The sequence below is a fragment of the Eoetvoesiella sp. genome, from assembly GCF_035555955.1.
In the GTDB taxonomy this organism is placed as follows: domain Bacteria; phylum Pseudomonadota; class Gammaproteobacteria; order Burkholderiales; family Burkholderiaceae_B; genus Eoetvoesia.
The window spans coordinates 50,172-75,304 of the sequence record NZ_DATMGA010000028.1 but is presented as its reverse complement, the minus strand read 5'-3'; the positions used below and the strand labels follow the sequence as shown (position 1 = coordinate 75,304).

Here is a 25,133-nt window from a genome sequence, read left to right as displayed (position 1 = left end):
TGAGGGCGCTGGGCCCGGTTATTCATGTCCGGCGGTCAAGAACGACAACACCGCGCTGTTGAATTCCGAAGGATTGGTCTGGGAACAGGCGTGGCCGCCATACCCAATAAACACCAGCTTGGCGCCCGGAATCAGGGCGGCCAGCTCGCGCGAATAATAGGGCGGGGTCAGGAAGTCGTCCTGGGCGCAAATCACCAGCGACTCAGAGGCAATGCGGTGCACCCGGCCAAGCTGATCGTGATTCAGAACCGCTTCGATGCGCGACGCCATGATCTCGGCATTGAAGTCGGACTCGACCAGCGCCCTGTCGGCCGCCTCGAGAAGCGATGCGTTGTTCCTGATCCAGTCGCTGGGGTAGAGAAAAATCGGCGTACTGCGCCGATACGCCGCCACCCCGTCGCTGCGCAGCAACGCCAGCCGCATCCCCATCGCCAGCTTGGTGAAGTGGTCGGCATTGCCCCGCGTGCCGTAGAAAACCGCGCGCCGGAACCGCTTCGGATGATCCACCAGCGCGGCCTGCATGAGCATGCCTCCCGTCGAGTGACCCACGGCATCGGCTTCGGCGATGCCCAGGCTATCCATGAGATCGATGAGATCCTGGGCCAAAAGCTCAACGGAATACTTCATGACGGATTTCGTGCTGCGCCCTGTGCCGCGATGGTCGTAGACGATCACGCGGTAGTGCTTGGCAAACTCCGCGATCTGAGGAGCCCAATAGGCGCCCACGCCCCCCATGCCCGTACTGAATATCAAGGGGAAGCCCTCTCCGTGGCTCTCGTAGTACAGTTGCCCGCCGGCGATATCAGCGAACGGCATCATGCCTCCCCGCCCCGTCCGCCGAGGCATCGCCCTTCGCGGACACAAGGTAAGCCGTGCTGGCTATTTCGATCAGGAATTCAGGCTTCACCAGCTCGGTAATGATGCAGTAGCGCGCCGGAGGCGCCTCGCCGAAGTACTCCGCGTATACCTCGTTCATGGCGGCGTAGTCGGCCCGGTTCTTCAGAAATATCTGGTTGTAGGCGACGTCCTCCAGATCCGCTCCCTCCGCGTTGAGCACCTTGCGTATGGCATCGAGCACGCAGCGCGTCTGCGCGCGAACATCGCCCGGGCCTACGGTCTGCCCGGTGGAATCCAGCGCCAAAGTGCCGGATACGTAAATCGCATCGCCCGCCCTGGTGCCTGGCACATACGGCGCCAGCGGCTTTGCCGATCCAGGTGGAATAATCGGTGTCCAAATCATTTTTCCCTCTTCGTCTGGTTGATAGAAAGACCGAAGCGAATCCTATACGCCCACAAACCGCTCGAGTCCGATTGTTTTCTCGCATACGACGGCTATCAGCAATGCGATGCCGACCAGCATGGCCGACAACGCAGCCAGCGTCGGATCGACGTTCCACTCAAAATACTGGTACATCGCAATGGGCAGAGTCACGGTATGGGCGTCGATCAGGAAGATCGCCACCCCGAAGTCGTCGAACGACACCACGAAGCTGAAAAGTGTGCTGGCGAACAGCGCGGGACGCAGCAAGGGCAGCGTGACGCGCCAGAACACCCTGACAGGATCCGCGCCCAGGCTTTGCGCCGCTTCGTCAAGCCGAAGGTCATATCTGGCAAGCCCATTCAGAACGAAACGCGCCGTAAAGGGAAACGCCAGAATCACGTGCGCAATGACGATATTCCAGAACCCGACGTTCATCCCGGCCTTGCTGAAAGTATTCAAAAGCGCCAAGCCGGTAACAACCAGGGGAACCAGAATGGGCAACGAGAGCAGGGTTTCCGCGACTCTTGGCGGAATGAACCGGAAGCGCCATTGCGCATAGCCCGCGCAGGTTCCGATAAGCAGCGACGCAGGCGTGACGATCAAGGCGATCTTCAGGCTCGCGCGCAGTCCGTCCATGAGCTCGGTCACGGAAAATACGTTGGCGAACCAGTGAAACGTGATCCCGTTGGTCAGCGAAGGACTGATGCCGCTCGGATTGATCGACACCAGCACAATGACCAGAAGCGGCAGCAGAAACAAGGTCAACGCGAAAATGCGCGCCATCCATATCGCGGCCCTGGCCAATGCAAACGCCAATCTGTCCCAAGCGAAAACCATGCTAGCCTCCCGACCGGAATTCGAAGCGGCGCGCCCAGTAAAGAATGAGGGCGGTGACGGCCAGCGACAGAACCGCCAACGTGGCGGCGGTGCCCCGATCCAGAACTTGGACGGCCTCGCTGTAGATGGCGTTGGCCACCATGTTCACGCTGCCGCCGCCCAATATCAGCGGGCTGGAAAAGGCCACGCTGGCCAGCACGAAGCCCAATGACATGGCGCTGACGATGCCCGGCGTCAGCAACGGCAGCGTGACGCGAAAGAAAACCTTGAATTCATTGGCTCCGAGGCTGGCGGCCGCCTCTTCGAGCGTGCCGTCCATGCGCCGGAAACTGCCTATCAACATGAAGATCATGAAAGGCAGGACAAACGCCGTCGTGCCGATGATGACTCCAGGCTCATGGCGCAAAAGCGGCAGGAATCCATCTTGCGGCACCCACCCGATCCAGCGCAGAAACTGATTGACCAGGCCGGTGTTGGCCAGAATGATGGTCAACGCGTAAAGGCGAACGATCATACTGGTCAGGAACGGCACCGTCACGCACATGATCAGAGCCGCCCGCACCCAGTTGCGCTTGGTCCTGACCACCCAGAAGGCAATGGGCAAGGCCAGCAGCAATCCGATCAATACCGTAATGAAACCAATCCGCAACGTCGCGACAAGCTGATCCAGGTAGAGCGGCTCCGTCAGAACCCGCACGTAATGCGCCAGCGTATACCCATGGCCTCCGCCAGCCGCCTGGAAGCTCGCAGCCAGCAGCCCCGCAAGGGAAATGCAGAAGAACGCCGTCAGAATCAGCGCGGGCCATATCAACAGGCTGCGCTGAATGGATTTACTCGCTTGCTGAGGCCAGGAAGAAATCATGCCGGCCTCACTGGAACCACCGCGTCGGCCGGCCACTGCAGCCAGACTCTTTGCCCGGCCATGGCTTGCGCACCGCCTTCGTTGGCCGGCTGAGCGACAATGAACGAATAGCCCGGCACGGCCACCTTCACCATCTGGTGATTGCCAAGGTAACTCACATGGCTGATACGGCCTTCCACCGAATTGGTTTTTTCCGAGCCGCCATCCGCCTGGATGCGAATCCGTTCGGGACGGATCATGGCGAAGATTTCGGCCGGCAATCCGTTGGCGGCCAGCTCCACGTCCCCGCCCCACTCCGCCCGCGCCACGCACCGCTCTCCAGTGCATGCGCCGATGCTGGCCCGGAAGATATTCGACTGCCCGACGAAACTCGCCACGAAGGTGTCGCGCGGTTGGCTGTAGATTTCAGAAGGCGCGCCGATTTGCCGGATCTCGCCGCTGGACATGACGACGATGCGGTCGGACATCGACAACGCCTCTTCTTGATTGTGCGTAACGTAGATGGCGGTCACGCCCGCATCGCGCAGCAAGGCTCGCAGCTCTCCCTGCATGGAAGTGCGCAGTTGCGCGTCGAGATTCGACATGGGCTCGTCCAGCAGCAGAAGATCCGGCCGAATCGCCAAAGCCCTGGCGATTGCGATGCGCTGCTGCTGCCCTCCGGAAAGCTCGTGAATACGGCGCTTCCCCAGGTTTTCGAGCTGCACGTAGCGCAATACGTCGGCGATGCGGCTGCGCATCTCCGTTTCGGGAAGCTTGCGCATCTCCAGCCCGAAGGCAATGTTCTGCTCGACGTTGAGATGCGGAAAGAGCGCATAGTTCTGGAAGACCAGGCCGATGTTGCGCTTGTGAGGAGGCACGCCCGACAGCGAAACGCCTCGAAGGCTGATCGTACCGCCGGACGGCTGCAAAAAGCCCGCAATGGCTCGCAGCAGCGACGTCTTTCCGCTGCCGCTTGGCCCCAGCAGCGTCACGAACTCGCCCTCACGCACATCGAAGGACGACGGCCGCAACGCCACCACATTGCCGTAGGCGATCTCCACCGACCGTAGCGACAGCAGCGTATCTGGACTGGACATAATCATGCCTGACAAACGGTTCACAGGGTCAGCGCTTGGTCATGGGCAGGATTTCCTTGTCCCATTCCTCGATCCATTCGGCGCGATTCTTCGTCTGCGCCTTTTCGTCGAAGAACACCAGCCGCTTGAGGTCTTCGCGCGTTCCTCCGACGATGCTGACCACTTTGGCGTCGATGGGCACATCGGGGTTGGTGGGCATGACATAAAGCGCATTCACAATACGCTCAAGCCGCTGCGGCGCAAGCACATAGCGCAGGAACTTTTTCGCGTCCTCGGAGTTGGGCGCGTTCTTCACAAGCCCAAGCACGTCCAGGATGCCCACCGCCCCCTCTTTGGGCACAACGTACCGCGCCTTCAGCCCCTTCTCGATAGGCCCCGACACCGCGCCGCTTACCACGGTCTGCGCCCATACCTCGCCCTGCGTAATAAGCTGGATCTGCTGCGCATCGCCATCCGCCACGAGCAAAAGGTTCTTGCCCAGCGTCTTGACTTTCGCCAAGCCCGGCGCCACATTGCTTTCCGTGCCGCCCGCCAGCTTGTTCATCATAAGAAGGAAGGCGCCGCCGGCATGCCTGGGGGAAGAAACCCCGACCTTGTTCTTGAGACGAGGGTCCCATAGATCGTTCCACGAAGTGATTTCGAAAGGAACCAGATCCGTGCGGTAAAGAATGCCGTAGCTCAGCAGGAAAAAGGGCAGAAACGGCAACTGCTTGCCTTCCACGTAACGGACGCCACGGTCCTTCTCCAGATTGACCTCGGGAAACTCCTTGGGATCCAAGGCTTGAAACAGCCCATCCTGGTACCCTTGGGTTGCCACGTCCGAGCCCAACGTAACGATGTCGATCTGAGGCTTCTGCTTCTGCGCAACCAGCTTCTGATAGTTGGACAGCGAATTGCCATAGATCAAATTTACCTTGATGCCGGTTTCCTTCTCGAACGGCTCGGCCAGAACCTTTTTAAACGTCTCGCCGTAGATTCCGCCCCAGGTGGCCATGGTGATTTCGGCCGCAAGAACCGAGCCCATGCCCATGACGCTTAGCGAAACCACGCCAACTATGCGACTCAACGATGTGTTCCATTTCATGATGTATCCTCTCTTAAGATTAAGAATCCGGGTATACAACTGTGGTACTACGCTGCAATCGTCGCGGCCAACGCCATTGAAAAGACCGAAAGCGGCCTCAATGCCGGCCTCGTCCGCAATTTATCGAATGAAACCCTCGGGGCGGATCATGCCGCGCCGCCCCCTTTTCCGCTATCTGGCGCCCGATAGCCAAGCTGCCCGGAAATCCGCCGCGTCACATCGGTCAACGCCGTCGCCTGCCGGCCAGCGCCATCCAGCTCGAAAGCGGGATCCTGGCTGATGATGGCCAAAGCCGCCACCATCTTTCCGTCCGCCCCGAACACGGGCGCGGCCAGAACCTTTATTTGAAGCGGCCCGAGCCCTTCCCGCGTTGCCAGCAGATCGCGGCGGGTGGCCAGGCCGGAACGGCGTATTTTTTCCAGCTCCATCTTCAGTTCGGCATCGCCAGGCACAACGGCGCCGCGCTCCTGGCGTTCCTTGGCGACAAGATCTTCCCACCGGTCGAACGGAAGATGCGCCAGAAAACAGCGGCCCGCCGCCGTGGCCGTTACGCTTACCAGCGAACCGATCTTCACCTCGTACGGAAAGTTCCGATACCGCTCGACACTGTGTATGGCTATCGGCCCACGGTCGCCCCAGGTCAGAAGCGTGACCGGCTCATTCAAGCCTTCGCCAAGCTCTTCCATCAAAGGCTGGGCCACTTTCATCAAATCGAAGCGGCGCAAAGCCGCCATGCCAAGGGGCACCAAAGCCGGCCCGAGGTCGTAAAGCCCCGTCGCGACGTTTTGATTCACCATGCCCAGGTCGCGCAGATTGACAAGATAGGACCGGAGCACATTCGCCGGCATGCCCAGGTGGCGGGAAAGCACCGACAAGCGGCACGGCGCGCCGATGGCAGCCAAAGCGTTCAAGATTTCAAACACTTTGCCGACCGCCTTGATGCGCCCTTTGGTGTTTTCTTCGGACAATGACTCAGCCAGTTTCATGATCGATGGACCTCGATTCCTATTTTTATTCAGCATTGATGAATACATTCAGAATATAAGAAAAGTCTATGCGGCAAGCCGCAAAGCGTCAATACGGGGTTTTCCATGACGATCAGCACCGACGGCTTCTTTCGAACCCAAGAATCTCCAGATCCAAAACAAAAGCCCCGGCTTCGAACCGGGGCAGATGAAAGCGGCTTATCCCGCCTTCCATGGAGACATGAAATGGCTTTCCTCTACCGCCACAACTGATACAAATCACGGGCGAAGGCTATTCGGTGCTGGACATGGTGCGCGCCTTCGAAGCCGCCAGCGGCCGGCCCGTGGCATATGGAAATCGTGCAACACACCGCGGAATCATTCGACTAGTTCGAACGATTTAGCCGAGGAAGACCTCTTCCAAAGTTTCAGCATCCAGAATATTCAGCGACCAGGTTTCCAATTGCGCCGTGGTTGCACCCCGTACGCGCTTCTCAATAGGCTCGGGAAGTACGCCAAACTTGCGCGTCAACAAGCGCAGCAACACAGCCACCTCGCCCTCCTGTATCCCTTCCATTTTCCACTGATGTGTCCACGATCGTGATTGATCTGCCAACATATCGGTAATCTCCAGTAAATCGTCCACGGGCGGCACCTGCACCTGCGGCAAGGCCCGCGGCAGCAGCACGTGGCGCGTCCAGCTTACGAATGCGCGGCGCAGTTCGCGGTATTGCGGCCCTTCGGTACAGTTATACACGGTTTGAATGAGGTTTTGTACATCCTCCAGGCCCCGGTTGTGCTCCAGGCGAAACAGCAGCGCCGCCAAGTTATCGCCGGGCAAGCCGCCTTGTTCCACCAGTTGCCCTTCATCCAGCAATAAATACCGCAACGTAGGCTGATACGCCTGCAACCCCGGCGGCGCGGGTTCAATGAGATCGCCCACGTCCAACGCAGCGCTCCAGCGCGGCACGCCGCTGTACAGCACCAGCGGCAGCACGGCCGGCAAGGCCGTGGGCGACAAGCCCGGCTCGCGCCGCAACAGCGTTTCGTACAGCAAGCCCCGGTAGGTCAGCATGCGCAGCGCCATGGCATGGTCGTTGTTCGACTGATGCTCCAGCATCAACAGCAAAAACAACGCCTGCCCGTCCCGGCGCGGAATGCGCCAGACGCAATCGCCCTGGCGCTGGCGCAGCTTGTCGGAGATGTAATCGGTGGGCAGCGCCTGCAGGCCTTCCCAATCCAGAGTGCTAAGCCACGGGCCGCGCACAATGCCCTGGAACAAGCCCCGTACCAGATGCGGGTTGTGAAACAACAGGCGGTAGCTGGCGTCGTGCTTGTTCATGCCGGATCCTACGCGTAATGAATGCAAGCACTATAAGAAGAAAGAACCAGCCCCGCCACCCCACCCAGTGAATGCAAATATCACTGCGCAAAACTACGGCATCGGCGACAAAGAAAGTGGGCTGACCCGCAAAACAGCTTTCCTCTACCGCCACAACTGGTACAAATATTTGCGGCGAAACTTTTCCCAGGCATGCAGGAACCCTTGAATGGCGGAAGGCCAGCGGCCTTCCAGGGTAGAATCGAACAGGCCACGCTTGGTGCCCTGCTCGACCACGGTGGGCTCCAGCCACAGCATTTGGATGCCCAGCTCCGTGTCCATGATGTCGAACGCGTTGTCGATGGCGTTGCGCATTTTGTTGCGGGCGATCCAGTCCAGGCGCTGTTGCGCCGCTTCGGCGTTGATGATGTATGAATCGGTAAAGCGCCCTTTGCGCGCGGGGTATAGGTGCTGCCCTTTTTTGCGCTGGCTGCGCGGCGTGTACCAGTTGCCGCCGCAGCCAATGAACGCCACGGCGGGGGTGTTGGCGTAATCGCGTTTCAGCTCGCGCAGCGCGTTCTCGACGCCCTGCTTGAAGTCGCGGTGCAAAATGGCGTCGTCTTCCAGCACCAGGCAATACCGCCAGCCCCGTGCCACGACTCTTTGCATAATGGCAACGTGCTTCAGTCCACAGGACTTATGGCCATTGGTAAGCTGGGGGTTGGGCAGGTAATACCGGTCATCGAGCTCGGGCGTGATTTCGTTGGCGTCGTGTTCCAGCACCAGCTCGCCCACCAACCCAAAACGCCGCAGCTCACCTTCGATATGCGCGCGCCTTTCGGTAAACGTCTTGACGTTTACAATGCAAATGCCATCCAAACCCCAGGCCCCGGTTTGAATGGGGACTTCCTTATAATTCATCACAACGTTCCGCGTAATTGTTATGTTCGGCCTAAGCGATTCGGCACATAAATATTAAGCAAGAATCACCCAGCATACCAAGCGTCGACATTGTAACTTGATGAAATCCACTCTCCCATTCATGAATACCTCCATCCTGGTTACCGGCGGCGCCGGCTTTATCGGCAGCCATGCCACAGTAGTGCTGCAGCAAGCCGGCTACCAGGTCGTCATTCTGGACAACCTGTGCAACAGCGCGCGCTCGGTACTCGACCGCATCGAGCGCATTACCGGTACACCACCCACGTTTATCCAGGGCGATATCCGCGACGCCCAAACGCTGGACGGCGTATTCGCCAGCCATAGCATAAGCGCCGTCATGCACTTTGCGGGGCTGAAGGCGGTGGGCGAATCCACCCAAGTCCCCCTAAGCTATTACGACAACAACATCAACGGCAGCGTGCAACTGCTAAGCGCCATGCAGCGCGCCGACGTGCGCACATTCATATTTTCATCTTCCGCCACGGTCTACGGCGAGCCTTCCATCCTGCCCATACCGGAACACCATTCGCGCAGCGCCACCAACCCCTATGGCCACACCAAGCTGGTGGTCGAAGACATTCTGGAAAACCTGTACAACAGCGAGCCAGGCTGGCGCATTGCGCGCCTGCGCTATTTCAACCCGGTGGGCGCGCACCCCAGCGGCCTGATCGGCGAAGCCCCGCAAGGCGTGCCCAATAATCTTATGCCCTATGTGGCGCAGGTGGCCACCGGCCAGCGCGAAAAACTGCACGTATTCGGCAACGACTACGACACCCCCGACGGCACGGGCGTGCGCGACTACATTCACGTTATGGACCTGGCCGAAGGCCACCTGGCCGCGCTACGCTACTGCGAAGCCGCCCAGCAAGACATGCTGACGGTAAACCTGGGCACCGGCGAAGGCTATTCGGTGCTGGACATGGTGCGCGCTTTCGAAGCCGCCAGCGGCCGGCCCGTGGCCTACGAAATAACCGGCCGCCGCGCCGGCGACATTGCCTCGTGCTGGGCCGACACCACGTTTGCGGAACAAAAGCTGGGCTGGAAAGCCGGCAAGGGCATAAAGGAAATGTGCGAAGACGCCTGGCGCTGGGAAATGCGGCAATCAGTCAAAGACTAGCCCGCCAATGGCCATGCGCCAAACGGCACCTGGACATGCCAGCCAGCCGATCCCATCCCCGTGCCGTGGTATATGGAAATCGTGCAGCACACCGTGGAATCGTTCAACTAGCTCAAAACAAGCATTATTCAAACGGGTTAAAAACCTCTACACCAAAGTGCATGAAGTCGCCCACGTTGCGGGTGACTACGGTAAGCATGTGCTGCTTCGCGGTTGCAGCGATCATGGCATCTTCGTACAAGGTGTCGGAACGGCCATGCATAAGCCGTGCCCAAAGCCGGAAAGTTTCAGCTTCCATAGGCAACACGTTATACGTACCCGCAACCAAATCGGCCCACCGCGTGATCTCGTCCGCTTTGGCGGGATCCTGGTCACGGGTCAACTCGATGCCCGCTTGAATCTCTCCCAAGGTCACGGCCGACAAATATAAATCGTTTTCATCCACCGTCTGCAGCCAGGCAACCACGGCACCATGTGGCCGGGGCCGACGCAGCTCCGAGATAACGTTGGTATCCAGCAGATACATGACACTACCTAACGAATCGGCTCAACACGCCGCCGCCGGATCGCTCTACGCGGTGGCGCCAGGTATTCGGTGCGCGCTTCATCCGAGAGCAGCAACTGTTTAAGCGATGGTCGAGCCGCCGCCTGCAGCCGCCGCCATTCAGCAACCGGCACCAATACCGCCTCTTCATTGCCACGGCGCGTAACCATTTGCGGCCCATCGGCAAGGCAAGCATCAAGAAACTCACTGAAACGCGCTTTCGCGTCTTGTACAGGCCAGGTTTTCATTTTTACCCCAATAACCAGTCATCTGACTAGTTTAATATCAATCAAGACGAATAGCCAAGCTGACATTAGAAATCCGTACGTGACATCGCTCTCAGGCAGCAGCAGTATCGCAATGGGTATTGTGCCTCGTGCCGTTACGGCATACAATGATCATGCTACTACGATCAACCCAATGAAATAACCCAACAAGCAACGTTCACAGGCTTGCGCACCGCACTACAGAAACGCCAACCCCATATAAACCCGCCTTAAATATGCTGACATGATTATTGGTTTTTGCCATAAAGGGCTGAAATTGTTCTATGAAACGGGGTCAAAAAGCGGTATTCAGGCTGCACACGCAAAAAAACTCACCATGATCCTCGCGCTATTGGACGCAGCCCAAACACCGGTCGAGCTGAATCTGCCTAAATTGCAATTGCATCAACTGCAAGGCAATTTGAACGGCCATTGGTCTGTATCGGTAAACGGTAATTGGCGCGTGACATTTCGTTTTGCCGGGGCGAATGTCGAACTCGTGGATTACCAAGACTACCATTGAAGGAACACCTCATGATTCATCATCACCCCCATCCAGGCGAAATGCTGCGCGAAATGGTTTTTGAGCCCTTGGAGCTGTCTGTTAGCGATGCTGCGGAAAGGCTAAGCATGTCCCGGCCCGCGCTCTCACGGGTATTAAACGGCCATGCTGGAATTAGCCCCGACCTGGCAATCAGGCTGGAAGCCGCCGGCGTAAGCACCGCGCGCTTCTGGATGAATCTGCAAACGAACTACGACCTATGGCGTGCCATGCAGCACAAGCAGCCCCCAGTACGCATGATTCAAGAAGCGGCTTAACGTGCCCCCCTACCCCCAATGCTTCCCATTCATACTGAACCCGCGCCTTAGCCTCATAGGCAACCGCTGGTAGTTCTTGCCCAGCTTGTACCCAACAATCTTCAGAAAATCATGCACCCAGGCTCTGGGCAGCCACAGCGGCGCTTTCGTCAATAAATAACGCGCCTCGGAGACCAGGAACCGCTTGCCCTCTCCCCCGGCGCCGCCGAACTCCCGGCCTATCCAGGCCTCGTCGCGCTGGAAAACGCCTATGTCGAAGTAGCGTTTGAACTCTTCCAACGGCGTGTAGTTGTGGGAATGGCGCACCGTGGCCTCGGCCACGTAGGCCACTTTGTAGCCGGCGGACACCGCCTTCGCGGCAAAGTACATGTCTTCGCTGAGTATGGTTTTTTCCGGGAATCCGCCCAGCTCCGCAAACACCGACAAACGGTAGGCGGCAAACGCATTCGAGGTGAACACCGCCTTCAGCCCCATGGCAGCTTTATCGTCCAACCCGCTTATATAGCTTCGAACACCATAATTAAACAAGCGCGCATGCGTGGCAATGGGGTTGGCGTTTTCATGCGGCAACTGCCTGCCATAGGCCACGGCCACACTGGGGTCGGCAAAGGCTTCCACCAGGCGGGCCAGCGAATCCGGCCCCTGCATAATGGCGTCTTGCGTCAAGAACACCACCACATCGCAGCCGGTGCAATGTTCCAACGCCGCCATATTGCGGGTGCCGCCGTGGTCGAAGCTGCGCGAGTCGATTACCATCACCTGGAACCCGGCGTCCCGCGCCACTTGCGCGGATGAATCGCGCGAAGAGGAATCCACCACCAAAACGCCAATCTCCAGCCCGCTGGCCTCTACGGCGCCGGCCAACGCCTGCGCCGCAACCCGCCACACGCCGCCGCCGTTATACGTGGGAACCACAACCTCGATGCGCAAATTTTCCATCCCCGGCATTCAACGATACCCCCCGCCTTACGGCTGGGAATTGAAGAAACCCTTAAACACGGTTTGCAGAACAATCTTCAGGTCCAGCCCCAAAGACCAGTTATTGATGTACCAAAGGTCGTACTCCACCCGCTTTTCCATTTTTTCCAGCGTGTCGGTTTCGCCGCGATAGCCGTTCACCTGCGCCCAGCCGGTAATACCCGGCTTGACCTTGTGGCGCTGCATGTACGATTCGACCACCTCTTTGTAGTATTCATTGTGCGCCAGGGCATGCGGGCGCGGCCCCACCAGCGACATCCGGCCTTGAAGCACATTGAAGAACTGCGGCAGTTCGTCCAGGCTGGTGCGGCGCAAGAACGCCCCCAGGCGCGTGACGCGCGGGTCGCCGTGGCTGGCCTGGGTAACCTGGCCCGAGGCCTCTTCGTGCACCTCCATGGACCGGAACTTATACACCTTGAACTGCCGGCCATTGATGCCCGTGCGATACTGCTTGAAAATCACCGGCCCGCGCGACGTGCATTTAATGGCCACCGCCACCACCAGGCAAACCGGCAGCACCAGCACCGAAAGCAAGCCCCCCACTACCAGGTCCTCGGCCCGCTTCACCAGCCGCGCCGGCCCCTCCATGGGGCTGCGGCTAAGGTCCAGCGTATACAAGCCCGCCACTTCGCCCACCCGGTGGTTCAGCAGGGGCAAATCGCCCAGATCCGGGAAGTAGCGAATATCCACCGTCTGCAGCCGCAGCGCATGCAAGATGGACTTGATGAACCGCCCCTCTTCCAGCGGCAGGCACAGCCACAACTCGTGCGCCCCGCTTTGCGCCACGGCCTGCCCAACCTGCGCCAGCCATTCCTCGCTGCGCCCAAAAGGAAGGGTCTGCACCACCTTGTAGCCATGCTCGGGCAGCAGCGCACGCCTGGCCCGCAAATTGGCCGCCGAATCGCCCGACTCGACAACCAGCACCCGCTTCAGGTTGCGCCCGCGCACCCGCGTGTAGCGCAGGAACAAGAAAATACACAGCCGAAACACCGACCCCAGTAACAACGCCAGCACCACCGTTAGCACCAGCCAGATGCGCGAATAGCTTTCGGCCACCTGCAGCAGCACCGCCAACACGGCAATAACCGCCACGGCCAGCAGCCAGCCCAGGTAGATACGCCCCAACTGCCTGAAGAAATGCCGCCCACGCCACGACAAATAGCTGCCCACCAGCACCTGGCAGCCCACCGCCACCAGGGCGACAACCATGCTGGCCACCAAGTAGTAGTCCAACATATACCAGTCGTTGAAACGCAGGTAATACGCAAGATAGCTGCCGGCCACAACCAGCAGGAAATCCACCACGCCCGCGCCAAAGGCTATGGGATAGCGTTCGGCCAGCGTGGGGTAGGGGGCTACAGGCTTCATGCAAACGTCATCGCAGAATGTGTTGCGTGAATTGTATCCTTTCGGGTAGGTGCTATCATCGCCCCAACCCCACTTTACCCCAGCGCCTTGAACAGCCCGGCCCCTACCATCACCGCCAAAACCGCCCCCCTGGTTGCCATATTGCTGGCCACCTACCAGGGCGAACGCTACCTGCCGGAACAACTGGATTCCTTTGCGCGCCAAACCTATGGCAACTGGCGGGCCTGGGCCTCGGACGATGGATCCACCGACCAGACCCTGCCCATTCTGCACCACTACCAGGCCCAATGGGCGCCGGGCCAGTTGACCATACTGCAAGGCCCCGCGCAGGGCTCGAGCCGCAACTTTGTTTCACTGACCCATAATCCCGACATCCAGGCCGATTACTACGCCTATTCCGACCAGGACGATATCTGGGAAGACGACAAACTGGAACGCGCCCTGGCCTGGCTGAAAACCCAGAGCGCCGACAAACCCGCGCTGTATTGCACCCGCACCCGCCTGGTGGACGCCAACAACCAGGAAATAGGGCTCTCGCCCAACTTTACGCGTCCGCCCGGCTTTGCCAACGCCTTGATGCAAAACATTACCGGCGGCAACACCATGGTGTTCAACCACGCCGCCCGCCGCCTGCTATGCCTGGCCGGCCAGGACACCGAGATCGTGATTCACGACTGGTGGGCCTACCTGGTTGTAACCGCCTGCGGCGGCGCCGTGCATTTCGACCCAAAACCCGGCCTGCGCTACCGCCAGCACGATGGCAACCTAATCGGCATGACCGCCGGCGGCCCTTCCCTGGCCAGCCGCATTGCCAAACTGTTCGGCACCACCCTTAAGCGCAACAACGACATCCACCTGCATGCCCTGCAAAAGCTGACCCCGCACATGCCCCCGGAAAACCGCCGGACCATGGCGCAGTTCGCCGCGGCGCGGCAACAATGGCTACTACCGCGCATCATTGGGTTCAGAAAAGCCGGGCTGTACCGGATGACCCCCAGTGGCAACCTGGGCATGTTCCTGGCGTTGCTGTTGAACCGCCTGTAGTTTTAAACCACTACTACGCCCTAATCTATATTTATAACAAGTAGTTATTCGACACACCTATGCACGGGCCAACGTTGTAACATGGCTACAATAAATAGCTGCTTATTGCTGCATTGCACCAAAATGGGGCGTCGGCGTATGCGTCAAAGGGGTATTCCCTCTACAATGGCATCGCCTACAGCAATAGCAACAAAAGGCCCCTCCGCAGGCTTCCTTTCTTAACCCGCTTAACCCAACCTTATGGCTATATTCGTGACCGGCAGCGCCGGCCTCATCGTCTTGGACTTCGCCCCGAAGAGGCTTGCCAGTGCGCAAACCGCCCCCCGCCGAACCTGGGTTGAGCCACACCATACGCAACGCCCGGCATGAAAATACTGCTATTAGGAAAAGACGGCCAACTAGGGTGGGAACTGCAGCGCAGCCTGGCCCCACTGGGTGAGCTAATAGCCCTGGGCCCCGACACGCCGGGCGGCGACTATACCCGCCTGGACGACGTAGAGCGCGCCGTGCGCAGCATTGCGCCAAACATAATCGTAAACGCCGGCGCCCACACCGCCGTGGACAAAGCCGAAAGCGAGCCCGACCTGGCCCGCCTGCTAAATACCCAAGCCCCGGCCATGCTGGCGGCAGAGGCCAAGCGCCTGGGCGCCTGGCTGGTGCACTATTCCACCGACTACGTATTCGACGGCAGCGGCAGCACCCCCTGGGTGGAAACCGATGCCACCAGCCCATTGAACGTGTATGGCCAAACCAAAGCCGAAAGCGAAGCCGCCATACAAGAATCCGGCTGCCAACACCTGACCTTTCGCACCAGTTGGGTGTACGCCGCGCGCGGCGGCAACTTTGCCAAGACCATGCTGCGCCTGGGGCAAGAACGAGACACACTTACTGTAATAGACGACCAAATCGGCGCCCCCACTGGGGCCGACCTGCTGGCCGACGTTACCGCCCACGCCCTGCGCGTAGCGCAATACCGGCCAGAAGTAGCCGGCCTGTACCACTTGGTGGCCGGCGGCGAAACATCGTGGCATGGCTATGCCCGCTTCGTGCTGGACCTGGCCCGCGAACACGGCATGCCACTAAAGGTGGCGGCAGATGCCATAAAACCCGTGCCCACTAGCGCCTTCCCCACCCCGGCCGAACGGCCCAGAAACTCGCGGCTTAACACCCGTAAATTACAATCCACATTCGGCCTTACCCTGCCCCCTTGGCAAACAGGCGTGGCCCGCATGCTGGCGGAAATACTAGAGAAATAAACCATGACACAACGCAAAGGCATAATCCTGGCCGGGGGATCCGGCACACGCCTGCACCCCGCCACACTGGCCGTTAGCAAGCAACTGCTGCCGGTATACGACAAGCCCATGGTGTACTACCCGCTGTCCACGCTAATGCTGGCCGGCATACGCGACATTCTTGTTATTTCCACCCCGCAAGACACGCCACGCTTTGAACAGTTATTGGGCGACGGCAGCCAATGGGGCCTTAACCTGCAATACGCCGTGCAGCCCAGCCCAGACGGCCTGGCGCAAGCCTTTATTATTGGCGCAGACTTCGTCGGCAACAACCCTTCGGCCCTGGTACTAGGCGACAATATTTTCTACGGCCACGACTTCCACAAGCTGCTGGGCAATGCCATGCTGCGCCAGAATGGCGCCAGCGTATTCGCCTACCACGTGCACGACCCAGAACGCTACGGAGTGGCCGAATTCAATGAAGAAGGCAAAGTGCTTTCGCTGGAAGAAAAACCCGCCAAGCCCAAATCCAACTATGCGGTAACCGGCCTGTATTTCTACGACAACCAGGTCATAGACCTGGCAAAAGACCTGAAACCCTCGCCCCGTGGCGAGCTGGAAATTACCGACTTGAATCGCCTGTACCTGGAACAGGGCAAATTGAATGTAGAGATCATGGGCCGCGGCTACGCCTGGCTGGATACCGGCACGCACGAATCTTTGCTAGAGGCCGGCCAATTCATTGCCACCCTGGAAAACCGCCAGGGCCTTAAAGTGGCCTGTCCGGAAGAGATTGCTTTCCGCCAGAAGTGGATCGATGCGGAGCAGGTAAAAAAACTGGCCAAACCCTTGAGCAAGAACGGCTACGGCAAGTACCTAATGCAAATCGTCAAAGAGCCCAAATAAATGAAAGCCACTCGGTTAGCCATTCCAGACGTGATTCTTTTTGAACCCAAAGTCTTCGGGGACGATCGCGGCTTTTTCTTTGAAAGCTTCAACCACGCCCAATTTGAAGAAGCCATTGGCCGAAAAGTAAGCTTTGCGCAAGACAACCATTCCAAGTCAGCCAAAAATGTGCTGCGTGGATTGCATTACCAGATTCAGCAGCCGCAAGGAAAGCTGGTACGAGTAGTTGCCGGCGAAGTATTCGATGTAGCGGTGGATATTCGCAAAAACTCCCCCACCTTCGGCAAATGGGTTGGCGAAATACTGACTGCCGAAAACAAAAAGCAACTTTGGGTGCCGGAGGGCTTCGCCCACGGCTTTGTTGTGCTGTCGGACACGGCCGAATTCCTGTACAAAACCACTGACTATTACGCCCCACAGCACGAACGCTGCATTATTTGGAATGACACATCATTGAACATCCAGTGGCCAATCCAGGGCGAACCCGTGCTTTCGGCAAAGGACGCCCAGGGCACTTCGTTGACACGCGCCGAGGTTTTCTAATTCATGCAGCAGTTTTCGATTTCCCCAAAAGCACTGATTGCCAGCCTGGTGCACAACCGCGGCCTGATCCTCGCCATGACCAAGCGAGAAGTAATAGGGCGCTATCGCGGCTCGGTAATGGGCATACTGTGGTCATTCTTCAACCCACTATTCATGCTGGCGGTATATACCTTTGTTTTCAGCATAATATTCCGAGCACGTTGGAATACCGGCAGCGACTCCAAAACCGAGTTTGCGCTAATCCTGTTTGCGGGCCTAATCGTATTCAACGTGTTCGCCGAGTGCGCAAACAGGGCCCCCACCACAATTCTTGCCAACGTAAACTATGTAAAAAAGGTGGTGTTCCCGTTGGAAATATTGCCTTGGATTACGCTTGGCTCGGTACTGTTTCACGCGGCGATCAGCACCTTGGTGTGGTTGATTGGATACCTAGCTTTTTTTGGCGTACCGCATAGCACAGTACTGCTTCTTCCTATTGCCATTATCCCATTACTGCTATTTACCATGGGTATCAGCTGGGCACTGGCATCGCTTGGGGTTTACCTGCGCGACGTATCCCAAGTCGTTGTTATCGTTACCACCGTGCTCATGTTCTTATCGCCGATTTTCTACCCAATTACAGCCATTCCGGAGCGGATTCGCCCCATACTAATGTTGAACCCCTTGGCCCCTTCCATAGAACAAGCCAGAGATTTGCTGTTCTTTGGAAAGATGCCAAACCTACTGCTTTGGTCCGTTAGTCTAATCGTCGCCAGCATTGTTGCCTGGCTAGGGTTTGCCTGGTTTCAGAAAACACGCAAGGGGTTTGCCGATGTCCTCTGATATCGGAAACTTTGAGCGATGTGCGCCGTCAGGGGCTCGAGAAGCGCTAAGAACATCAGGCAGTGGGGCGCCGCCAGCATGTTGCAATGATGCAAGGCAGACTATCGCTGAACGACCGCAACCGGAATCGGACATAGGAAATATACGCCCAGACCAAAACCAACCCGTGCGGCTGCGCATTCAGTCACAACGACCAAGCGCCAAGTGAACCTCACCAAGATACGCTGCCAGGGCTCGACACTAACCGCCCCAAACCTTTCTATTTATGCAGTGAATCAAGATATTGAACATTAATCGATGGGGGCTATTATTTTGTCTTTATGGATAATGCTTTCGTTTTTAACAAGAGTGGGTTTGGGCACAATACACAACCCCAGACTCCAGACAAGGATTTGCCGATGCGCTCGAATATAGCAATCGATATCCGTGGACTAAGTAAGCGATATGAGATTTATTCCAAACCGCGAGATCGTCTACTGCAGATGTTGGCTCGCGGAACTAAACAGTATTTCAAAGAGTTCTGGGCCTTACGAAACGTATCGTTGAGCATTAAGAAGGGAGAGGTGATTGCGATTCTTGGCCGAAACGGCAGTGGTAAGTCGACCCTGCTTCAGTTGGTCTGTGGGACATTAAACCCCACCGAAGGTGCCGTCGAGACTCAAGGACGGATCGCCGCCTTGCTAGAGTTGGGAGCAGGATTTAATCCCGAGTTTAGTGGAAGAGAAAACGTCTATCTTAACGGTAGCGTCCTAGGGCTCTCAAGAAAAGAGATTGACGCCAAATTCCAAGAAATTGCTTCATTTGCCGACATTGGCGAGTTCATTGAGCAACCTGTCAAAACCTACTCAAGTGGAATGTACGTACGACTAGCTTTTGCGGTTCAGGCGTGTGTCGATCCGGAAGTACTTATCGTAGACGAGGCTCTATCGGTAGGTGATATTGGCTTCCAATACAAATGTTTCAAACGTATCGAAGCCCTGAAGCAAAAGGGCGTTACGATCTTAATGGTGACCCATTCCACTGGAACGGTTCTTGAGTATGCAGATCGTTGTGTCGTACTCGAACGGGGTGAGGTTTTAACCGATACAACCGATGTGTTAGCCGCCGTGCTCGCGTACGAAAAGGGCATGCTTGCACCTGATACTCCCGTCAACAACCCCGATATAGCTGTATCGCGAGAGGTATTTAGTCATAACGCGCTGAGCAGAATGGTTACAGAACAAATTAACCAAAGGATTGGCGAGAAGCGGTTCGGAACAGCGCGAGCGATTATTAAAGATTTAAGCGTAGTGGCTGCGGATGGAAGAGTTTTTTCTGATGGTGCACTCTTGAAGTCGGGCGAGGAAGTGGTCTTTCGCTTCGAGCTGGCCGCTTGTGAACCCATTACGGATGTAGTACTGGGAGTTTCTGTATCCAAAACACAAGGAAATGACATTTGGGGCGACAACAATATTTGCGCCTCTACACCAATAAATTTAACTCCTGGACTACAACAGGTAGAGTTTTGTGCAAAACTCCCTATCGCTAGCGGCGACTATTTGCTCCATGCTGGCTTGGCTCGTATACAAGACGAAATCCGCGAAGAACTCGATCAGCGCAGGCCCATTTCGACTCTGAAGTTTTGGTCGCCAAGGGAACAGGTTGGCTTTGTATATGCACCAATTACAGTTAGGCTATGAATATATGATAGCGATATTTTTGCCGGGTTATGAATTGCGCGGGCAACCGGCTCCATGTTTGTGGGTTTTCTATCGTTTACTATCCAGCATCAAAGAGCCATGTCTATATATTATTGGTCAGGAGTATCTGACACCTACTGAGAGCTTGCTAGCAGAGGGACGGTATGAGGTTACTAAGGACTCACAAACCCAGCTCGGCTATAGTTTACCGACCCCCGATTTACTAGATCGACATCACTTTAAGTTTCTCCGAAAAGAATTGTTCAATGAGCTACTCGCTCAAAATGATGGCAATGTAACAAGCGCGTTTAGATCGTTTTTGACGGAAGAAATACCCTCTTTATCCCATGAGTTATGGGAAGTCCTCAGCGAACGATCTGACATTGAAGCTATTCTAACTTGGACTAATTGCCCATCGCTAAGCGCTGCAGCTCGGCGTCGAGATATCCCTGTTATGCACCTCGAGCTTGGCCCCTTGCGCAGCCCTGTTTACCACTCAACAGCATATCTAGACTTTACGGGTGTTAACGGTAATACTCAAGCGGGCACACGATATGCTGAAGATCGCAACGCCATTTCCTCAGATTTCTCTATGGAGGAACTACACCGTTTTTTTTACATCAGTACGGATCCCGTGCCGCCAAAGTCGATGGAACTTTATGACCTTGGAATGCCCCTCCAAGTTGAAGATGATTCGAACTTGATAGCATACGGGAACGGTTTCGATAACTGTACGCTCCTATCGCACGCGAAGCTGAAGCACCTCCGGAAGGTGTTGGTTCGGACACATCCCGGAAGCCAGTTCTCTCTTAAACCGAGCTCCTTCGTTCACATCGACGATTCACCGAACAGCTTGTTTTTTCTACAGCAATGCAAGAAAATTTTGACCATTAATTCGAGTGTTGGATTAGAGGCCCTGCTGCTTGGCATACCTATTGAGCTAAAAGGCGATTCCTCCTACGCGTTTGTAGCAGCGGCTGAAAGCGAAGAAGAACGCGCCCGTCGCATGTACTTTTATCTTTTTGCATATTTAGTCCCATTCAATTTAATAACATGCCCTGAGTATCTACGTTTTCGCCTCTCGGAACCCTCCAGTTTAAAAATCATTGAGTATCACATGAAATATTATGCAATGCAAAAAACTGAAATTATTGAGACGCAACGGGCACGGATTGAGGAGCAGCAAACACGAATTGAGAAGCTGTGCTCAGAATTGTTGTCAAAGGATCAGACAATTAGCGCATTTAGGGTGGAAATTGAGCAAAACCAGCATGAGATCAGGGCATATAGCGAGCAACTGCAATTAGAGCGTAGCAGGCTCGCCACTCTATTAACCTCACGATCTTGGCACCTAACCTCACCCCTCAGACTAATTCGCCAACTATTAGCCCCAGGAGGCATAATTAATTTTCGGCGACGTACCTATAATGGTTTCAGGTATATTTTACGTGGTGATCTGAAGGGCTTCGTTAATCGCCTAAAAGCAATGAGAAGCGACTGACTGTAATGACCCAGCAGAATCTGCACAGATCACTCGGCAGGCATGTTGCAGGGTTTCGAAGCGGTGCCGATGAGCCCATTGTTCTTTAAGTGCTCTGATGACACGTTCCATGGGTAATCACCCCATTTTTAACGACCGTTAAAAATGGAGGATCATCCTGAAAATGGGAGAGTACCCCTCAACCAACGTCAGAGTCGGCAATTTTGTTACAATATGTCATACTCCGCCTGATTTGCCTAAATCGGGCACGCTACAATTGCCTATATTTCCATAGAGTTCCAAGTCAGATAATCAAACGAGAGTCAAAACACTACACTCAAAAAAAACCTTAATGGAAATACCGAGAACGGGCAATGCCATACGGTCGATTCGTGGCTGGGTTAGCTCAAACGGCAACCAAAGCTTCACATGAAAATACTGCTATTAGAAAATAGACAGCCAACTAGGATGGAAACTGCAACGTCGCTTGGCAACGCTGGGGAAGCTAATTACCCTGTGTTCCGACCCGCCGAACTGCCTAAGAACTCACGGCTTAACACTCGTAAATTGCAGTCGGCGTTCGGCCTTGCACTACCGCCCTGGCAAACAGGTGTTACTCCGCATGTTAGCGGAAATCCTAGAGAAATAAACCATGGCACAACGCAAAGGCCTCCGAACCGGGGCTTGGATTGGTAGGCATCCCCATGAAGAACATCACGATGCTCATTCAATAATAAGCGGAAATAAAAAAATGAAATTCACAGGCGAACGATTCATACCTACCGAGCAAGGCGCCATTCGACTAGAACACTATCATCGGTATGCGTTGGTTCTCGATATTGTTAAGGGAAAGAAAGTACTCGATATCGCCTGCGGCGAGGGATATGGTTCGTCCATGATTGCACGGTCTGCCCACTCTGTAATAGGGGTAGACATATCTCATGAAGCGGTCGAACACGCATCCAAAACCTATGCAAATCAAAGCAACCTAAGATTTCTTTGTAATAGCGCTTCTAGCGTAGATTTACCCGACGCCTCGTTCGATGTTGTGGTCTCGTTTGAAACTATTGAACATCTTACCGAGCAACAAGAAATGCTCGCGGAATTACGGCGCGTATTAAAGCCAGACGGCGTGCTAATAATGTCGTCCCCAAACCGGCCCGTATATTCCGATGCGGCTGATTACCACAACGAGTTCCATGTCAAAGAACTGGATTTCCAGGAATTCGACGAGATATTGCGATCCCAATTCGGGGCCGTTCAGTACTATGGCCAACGCCTCAGCATTGGCTCTACTATTCAACCGCTGAATAAATCTTGCTCTGCATATGCGGCTTGGCAAGACGATGGCAATATTTTGGCTACAGGATCGGGGTATTTAACAGACCCCGTGTATTTTTTGGCCGTATGCGCATCAACTCAGGAAATTCTACCTACACTTGATGCATCTATTGTTCATCCTACCAGCACAGATCTAATCAAACACTATGTAGGTTTTGCAAAATGGGCTCAATCCCTTGATGCCGAAGTTGAACAGCTAAGAAGGCACATAGCTAGCCTGGATCAACAGATAGCATCACTAAATACTGAGGTTGCGTCGTTAGACAATGAAGTTGCCCAACGAGGACAATGGGCGATAAATCTCCAAAATGAGCTAACAGCTGCTCAGCGCCAAATTACTGAACTCACACAAAGCAACTCATGGCGTTTGACTCGGCCGCTACGGGAAGCTCGACGTTGGGTTGTGAACCCCAAGGGTCAAGCCAAGCGTTATGCCAGGATGGCGCTGACAGTCGCCAAGCGGGTTTATTTCGCACTTCCGTTAAGCCCCGAAACACAAGCCATGCATCGGCGTTTTGCAACCAAGCACATGGGATGGCTATTAAAAGCGATCAGATCTGCGCAGCAAACACCGGAAATACAGCCTTTACCATTTCCGGTAACAGAGCCCATCGACCTCACATTCCAAGAAGAGCTTGATCTGGCGAAGAGCATAACGCTGGATACATCGGCAACTCCGCTTGTTTCAGTAATTATCCCTATTTACGGCCAATGCAATTACACCCTACTGTGTCTTGCATCGATTGCCAAACATGCCCCTTCCATACCCTACGAGGTCATTGTCGTAGACGACTATTCGCCGGATCACTCCCGCGAAATTATCAAGCATGTTGCCAATGTCAAGTTTATTGAAAACCCTCAGAATCAAGGCTTTATTCGCTCGTGCAATATAGGAGCGAAAGCCGCAACCGGCGAATATGTTTGCTTTTTAAACAACGACACTCAAGTTGCGCCCGGCTGGCTCGAAGAGTTGTATCGCACCTTTATCGAATTCCCGGGAACCGGGCTGTCGGGATCAAAGCTTGTATACCCGAATGGCGTGCTGCAAGAGGCGGGCGGCATTCTTTGGCAAGATGGCAGCGCGTGGAATTTTGGCCGCAATCAGGATCCCCGCCTCCCAATCTATAACTATGCGCGCGAAACCGATTACTGCTCGGGCGCCTCGATTATGGTGCCGGCCCAATTATTCAAGGAACTTGGCGGCTTCGACGAACACTACCTACCCGCCTACTGTGAAGACTCGGATCTCGCCCTGAAAATACGCAGCCGTGGCTACCGGGTTATTTATCAGCCATTATCGGTAATCGTCCATTTTGAAGGCATCACATCAGGAACGGACACCACCCAAGGCGCCAAGGCTTACCAGGTCGAGAATAGCAAAAAGCTCTTTCTCCGCTGGAAAGAACAACTTGCCAGCCACCAAGTCTCGGGAGTCGACGTAGATAGCGCGAAAGACCGTATGGCAAAACGACGGGTATTGGTGCTGGATCACTGCACCCCAACCCCCGACCAGGATGCCGGCTCCGTCAGCCTGTACAACATCATGATGTTGCTAAGGGACATGGATTTTCAGGTCACATTCATACCGGAAGACAATTTCCTGTATGTCGCCGACTATACACCCGCGCTGCAACGTGCCGGCATCGAGGCTCTGTATTCGCCGTGGGTTCAGACTGTCGAGCAACATTTGCAAGAGTTTGGCGGTAGATATGATTTGGTATTTTTGTTCCGCCCCACTGTGGTTGAACGAAACCTTTCGCTGGTGAAAAAATATAGTCCTCAGGCCAAGACACTGTTTTATACCCATGACCTGCATTATTTACGCATGACCCGCGAAGCGCAACTCGATGACGACGCGAAAAAAACGCGCGCTGCGGAGGCGATGAAGATGCGGGAGTTTGCGGCCATCGAGGCGGTAGATCGATCCATCCTGGTCAGCACCGCCGAGCGGGAGCTATTGGAAAACGAGATCCCTGATGCACGGCTTGCCGTATTTCCCCTGATTCTTGACATTCCAGGCACACAAACTGCATGGGAACAACGCAAGGATATCGTATTTGTTGGTGGCTTCCAGCACACACCGAATATCGACGCCATGCTGTATTTTTGCCATGAGGTAATGCCACATCTACGTTCGCTGTTACCTGGTGCACGGCTCTTTGTTGTAGGCAGCAAGCCTCCACAAGAAATCCAAACGTTACAAAGCGACGATATTATTGTCACCGGCTTTGTTGATGATTTGAACTCGCTTCTTGAAAGGGTTAAGGTTTCTGTAGCCCCTCTGCGGTTTGGGGCGGGTATCAAAGGCAAGATTGGCACAGCGTTAGCAGCGGGGCTGCCCACCGTAGCTACATCGCTTGCCGCGGAAGGCATGGGCCTGACAGATGAAGAAAACATTCTTATCGCGGATGAGGCCGAAGATTTCGCCAAAGCTATTGCCCGACTCTATAACGATGAACAGCTTTGGAATCACCTTAGTAAAGCCGGGATAGGCTTCGCCGAGAAAGCGTGGGGAGCAAGGGCTGCTTGGCAAGGCCTGGCCGAAATACTAGATACCGTGAGGCTCACCCCCGAGCCCACCCGGCACCCCCTTCACCTCTTTTCACAAACGCGAGCCCATTAAGCTTTTTGAACTGCTGGAAT

At 55.6% G+C, this 25,133-nt stretch carries 24 protein-coding genes and 1 pseudogene; 12 read left to right on the top strand and 13 right to left on the bottom strand.

All coding sequences use genetic code 11. From position 1 onward, the window contains the following. Positions 1 to 18: 18 nt before the first annotated feature. The 9 genes from VNT00_RS08440 to VNT00_RS08400 form a co-directional block, all read right to left on the bottom strand. Positions 19 to 819: an alpha/beta fold hydrolase gene (locus VNT00_RS08440; protein WP_325586400.1), complete on the bottom strand. Its 801-nt coding sequence runs from the start codon at positions 817 to 819 to the stop codon at positions 19 to 21. Beyond that, on the bottom strand, positions 803 to 1,240 hold the full coding sequence (locus VNT00_RS08435; RefSeq protein ID WP_325586398.1) for a Rid family hydrolase: 438 nt from the start codon (positions 1,238 to 1,240) through the stop codon (positions 803 to 805). Before VNT00_RS08435 ends, VNT00_RS08440 begins: the two co-directional genes overlap by 17 nt. 42 nt (positions 1,241 to 1,282) lie before the next feature. Beyond that, the gene (locus tag VNT00_RS08430) at positions 1,283 to 2,098 is read right to left on the bottom strand and encodes an ABC transporter permease (protein ID WP_325586396.1); all 816 of its coding nucleotides are present in this window, start codon (positions 2,096 to 2,098) and stop codon (positions 1,283 to 1,285) included. A gap of 1 nt (position 2,099) precedes the next feature. After that, a complete protein-coding gene (locus VNT00_RS08425; protein ID WP_325586394.1) occupies positions 2,100 to 2,960 on the bottom strand; it encodes an ABC transporter permease in 861 nt (286 codons plus the stop codon). After that, complete coding sequence (locus VNT00_RS08420; protein ID WP_325586392.1) at positions 2,957 to 4,036, bottom strand: ABC transporter ATP-binding protein; 1,080 nt, start codon at positions 4,034 to 4,036, stop codon at positions 2,957 to 2,959. Before VNT00_RS08420 ends, VNT00_RS08425 begins: the two co-directional genes overlap by 4 nt. Before the next feature lie 28 nt (positions 4,037 to 4,064). Beyond that, positions 4,065 to 5,120, bottom strand: a complete 1,056-nt coding sequence (locus VNT00_RS08415) for an ABC transporter substrate-binding protein (protein ID WP_325586390.1) — start codon at positions 5,118 to 5,120, stop codon at positions 4,065 to 4,067. Positions 5,121 to 5,266: 146 nt separating this feature from the next. Further along, a complete protein-coding gene (locus VNT00_RS08410) occupies positions 5,267 to 6,106 on the bottom strand; it encodes an IclR family transcriptional regulator (RefSeq protein WP_325586388.1) in 840 nt (279 codons plus the stop codon). Between the two features lie 379 nt (positions 6,107 to 6,485). Next, positions 6,486 to 7,427 (bottom strand): Rpn family recombination-promoting nuclease/putative transposase, encoded by a 942-nt coding sequence (locus VNT00_RS08405; RefSeq protein WP_325586387.1) that lies wholly within the window; start codon positions 7,425 to 7,427, stop codon positions 6,486 to 6,488. A gap of 144 nt (positions 7,428 to 7,571) precedes the next feature. Continuing rightward, on the bottom strand, positions 7,572 to 8,327 hold the full coding sequence (locus VNT00_RS08400; RefSeq protein WP_325586386.1) for a glycosyltransferase family 25 protein: 756 nt from the start codon (positions 8,325 to 8,327) through the stop codon (positions 7,572 to 7,574). Between the two features lie 121 nt (positions 8,328 to 8,448). Here VNT00_RS08400 and galE point away from each other — a divergent pair, with 121 nt between their 5' ends. Beyond that, positions 8,449 to 9,465, top strand: coding sequence for a UDP-glucose 4-epimerase GalE (gene galE, locus VNT00_RS08395; protein WP_325586384.1), 1,017 nt, complete (start codon positions 8,449 to 8,451; stop codon positions 9,463 to 9,465). Positions 9,466 to 9,589: 124 nt separating this feature from the next. On the opposite strand, the gene VNT00_RS08390 is transcribed toward galE, so the two are convergent. Continuing rightward, complete coding sequence (locus VNT00_RS08390; RefSeq protein WP_325586382.1) at positions 9,590 to 9,991, bottom strand: type II toxin-antitoxin system VapC family toxin; 402 nt, start codon at positions 9,989 to 9,991, stop codon at positions 9,590 to 9,592. An 8-nt stretch (positions 9,992 to 9,999) separates the two neighbouring features. Next, complete coding sequence (locus VNT00_RS08385) at positions 10,000 to 10,257, bottom strand: type II toxin-antitoxin system Phd/YefM family antitoxin (RefSeq protein WP_325586380.1); 258 nt, start codon at positions 10,255 to 10,257, stop codon at positions 10,000 to 10,002. A 262-nt stretch (positions 10,258 to 10,519) separates the two neighbouring features. Between VNT00_RS08385 and VNT00_RS08380 the strand changes: the two genes are divergently transcribed. Beyond that, entirely contained in the window at positions 10,520 to 10,798 is a 279-nt protein-coding gene (locus VNT00_RS08380; RefSeq protein ID WP_325586378.1) for a type II toxin-antitoxin system RelE/ParE family toxin, read from the top strand. Positions 10,799 to 10,809: 11 nt separating this feature from the next. Continuing rightward, a complete protein-coding gene (locus VNT00_RS08375) occupies positions 10,810 to 11,094 on the top strand; it encodes a HigA family addiction module antitoxin (RefSeq protein ID WP_325586376.1) in 285 nt (94 codons plus the stop codon). Positions 11,095 to 11,103: 9 nt separating this feature from the next. Here the strand turns inward: VNT00_RS08375 and VNT00_RS08370 are convergent, their stop codons facing one another. Both VNT00_RS08370 and VNT00_RS08365 read right to left on the bottom strand, forming a co-directional pair. After that, entirely contained in the window at positions 11,104 to 12,033 is a 930-nt protein-coding gene (locus tag VNT00_RS08370) for a glycosyltransferase family 2 protein (RefSeq protein WP_325586374.1), read from the bottom strand. Positions 12,034 to 12,060: 27 nt separating this feature from the next. Continuing rightward, positions 12,061 to 13,440: an undecaprenyl-phosphate glucose phosphotransferase gene (locus VNT00_RS08365; RefSeq protein WP_325586372.1), complete on the bottom strand. Its 1,380-nt coding sequence runs from the start codon at positions 13,438 to 13,440 to the stop codon at positions 12,061 to 12,063. Positions 13,441 to 13,527: 87 nt separating this feature from the next. On the opposite strand from VNT00_RS08365, the gene VNT00_RS08360 reads away from it, so the two are divergent. The 9 genes and pseudogenes from VNT00_RS08360 (at position 13,528) to VNT00_RS08320 (ending at position 25,113) form a co-directional block, all read left to right on the top strand. Continuing rightward, positions 13,528 to 14,484 (top strand): glycosyltransferase family 2 protein, encoded by a 957-nt coding sequence (locus tag VNT00_RS08360; protein ID WP_325586370.1) that lies wholly within the window; start codon positions 13,528 to 13,530, stop codon positions 14,482 to 14,484. Positions 14,485 to 14,849: 365 nt separating this feature from the next. Next, positions 14,850 to 15,740, top strand: a complete 891-nt coding sequence (rfbD, locus tag VNT00_RS08355) for a dTDP-4-dehydrorhamnose reductase (protein ID WP_325586368.1) — start codon at positions 14,850 to 14,852, stop codon at positions 15,738 to 15,740. Positions 15,741 to 15,743: 3 nt separating this feature from the next. Continuing rightward, positions 15,744 to 16,625, top strand: coding sequence for a glucose-1-phosphate thymidylyltransferase RfbA (gene rfbA, locus VNT00_RS08350; protein ID WP_325586366.1), 882 nt, complete (start codon positions 15,744 to 15,746; stop codon positions 16,623 to 16,625). Next, complete coding sequence (rfbC, locus tag VNT00_RS08345) at positions 16,626 to 17,168, top strand: dTDP-4-dehydrorhamnose 3,5-epimerase (protein ID WP_325586365.1); 543 nt, start codon at positions 16,626 to 16,628, stop codon at positions 17,166 to 17,168. It begins immediately after the preceding gene. Positions 17,169 to 17,171: 3 nt separating this feature from the next. After that, positions 17,172 to 17,990, top strand: a complete 819-nt coding sequence (locus tag VNT00_RS08340) for an ABC transporter permease (RefSeq protein WP_325586363.1) — start codon at positions 17,172 to 17,174, stop codon at positions 17,988 to 17,990. Positions 17,991 to 18,388: 398 nt separating this feature from the next. Further along, on the top strand, positions 18,389 to 19,669 hold the full coding sequence (locus VNT00_RS08335) for an ABC transporter ATP-binding protein (RefSeq protein ID WP_414650909.1): 1,281 nt from the start codon (positions 18,389 to 18,391) through the stop codon (positions 19,667 to 19,669). 4 nt (positions 19,670 to 19,673) lie between these two features. Next, positions 19,674 to 21,170, top strand: coding sequence for a GT99 family glycosyltransferase N-terminal domain-containing protein (locus VNT00_RS08330; RefSeq protein WP_325586359.1), 1,497 nt, complete (start codon positions 19,674 to 19,676; stop codon positions 21,168 to 21,170). A gap of 504 nt (positions 21,171 to 21,674) precedes the next feature. Continuing rightward, positions 21,675 to 21,798, top strand: a pseudogene (locus VNT00_RS08325) (dTDP-4-dehydrorhamnose reductase); the annotation flags it as partial. Positions 21,799 to 21,801: 3 nt separating this feature from the next. Beyond that, positions 21,802 to 25,113 carry a glycosyltransferase gene (locus tag VNT00_RS08320; RefSeq protein WP_325586357.1) on the top strand — a complete coding sequence of 1,104 codons (3,312 nt, stop codon included), beginning with the start codon at positions 21,802 to 21,804 and terminating at the stop codon, positions 25,111 to 25,113. The last annotated feature ends 20 nt before the right edge of the window (positions 25,114 to 25,133 follow it).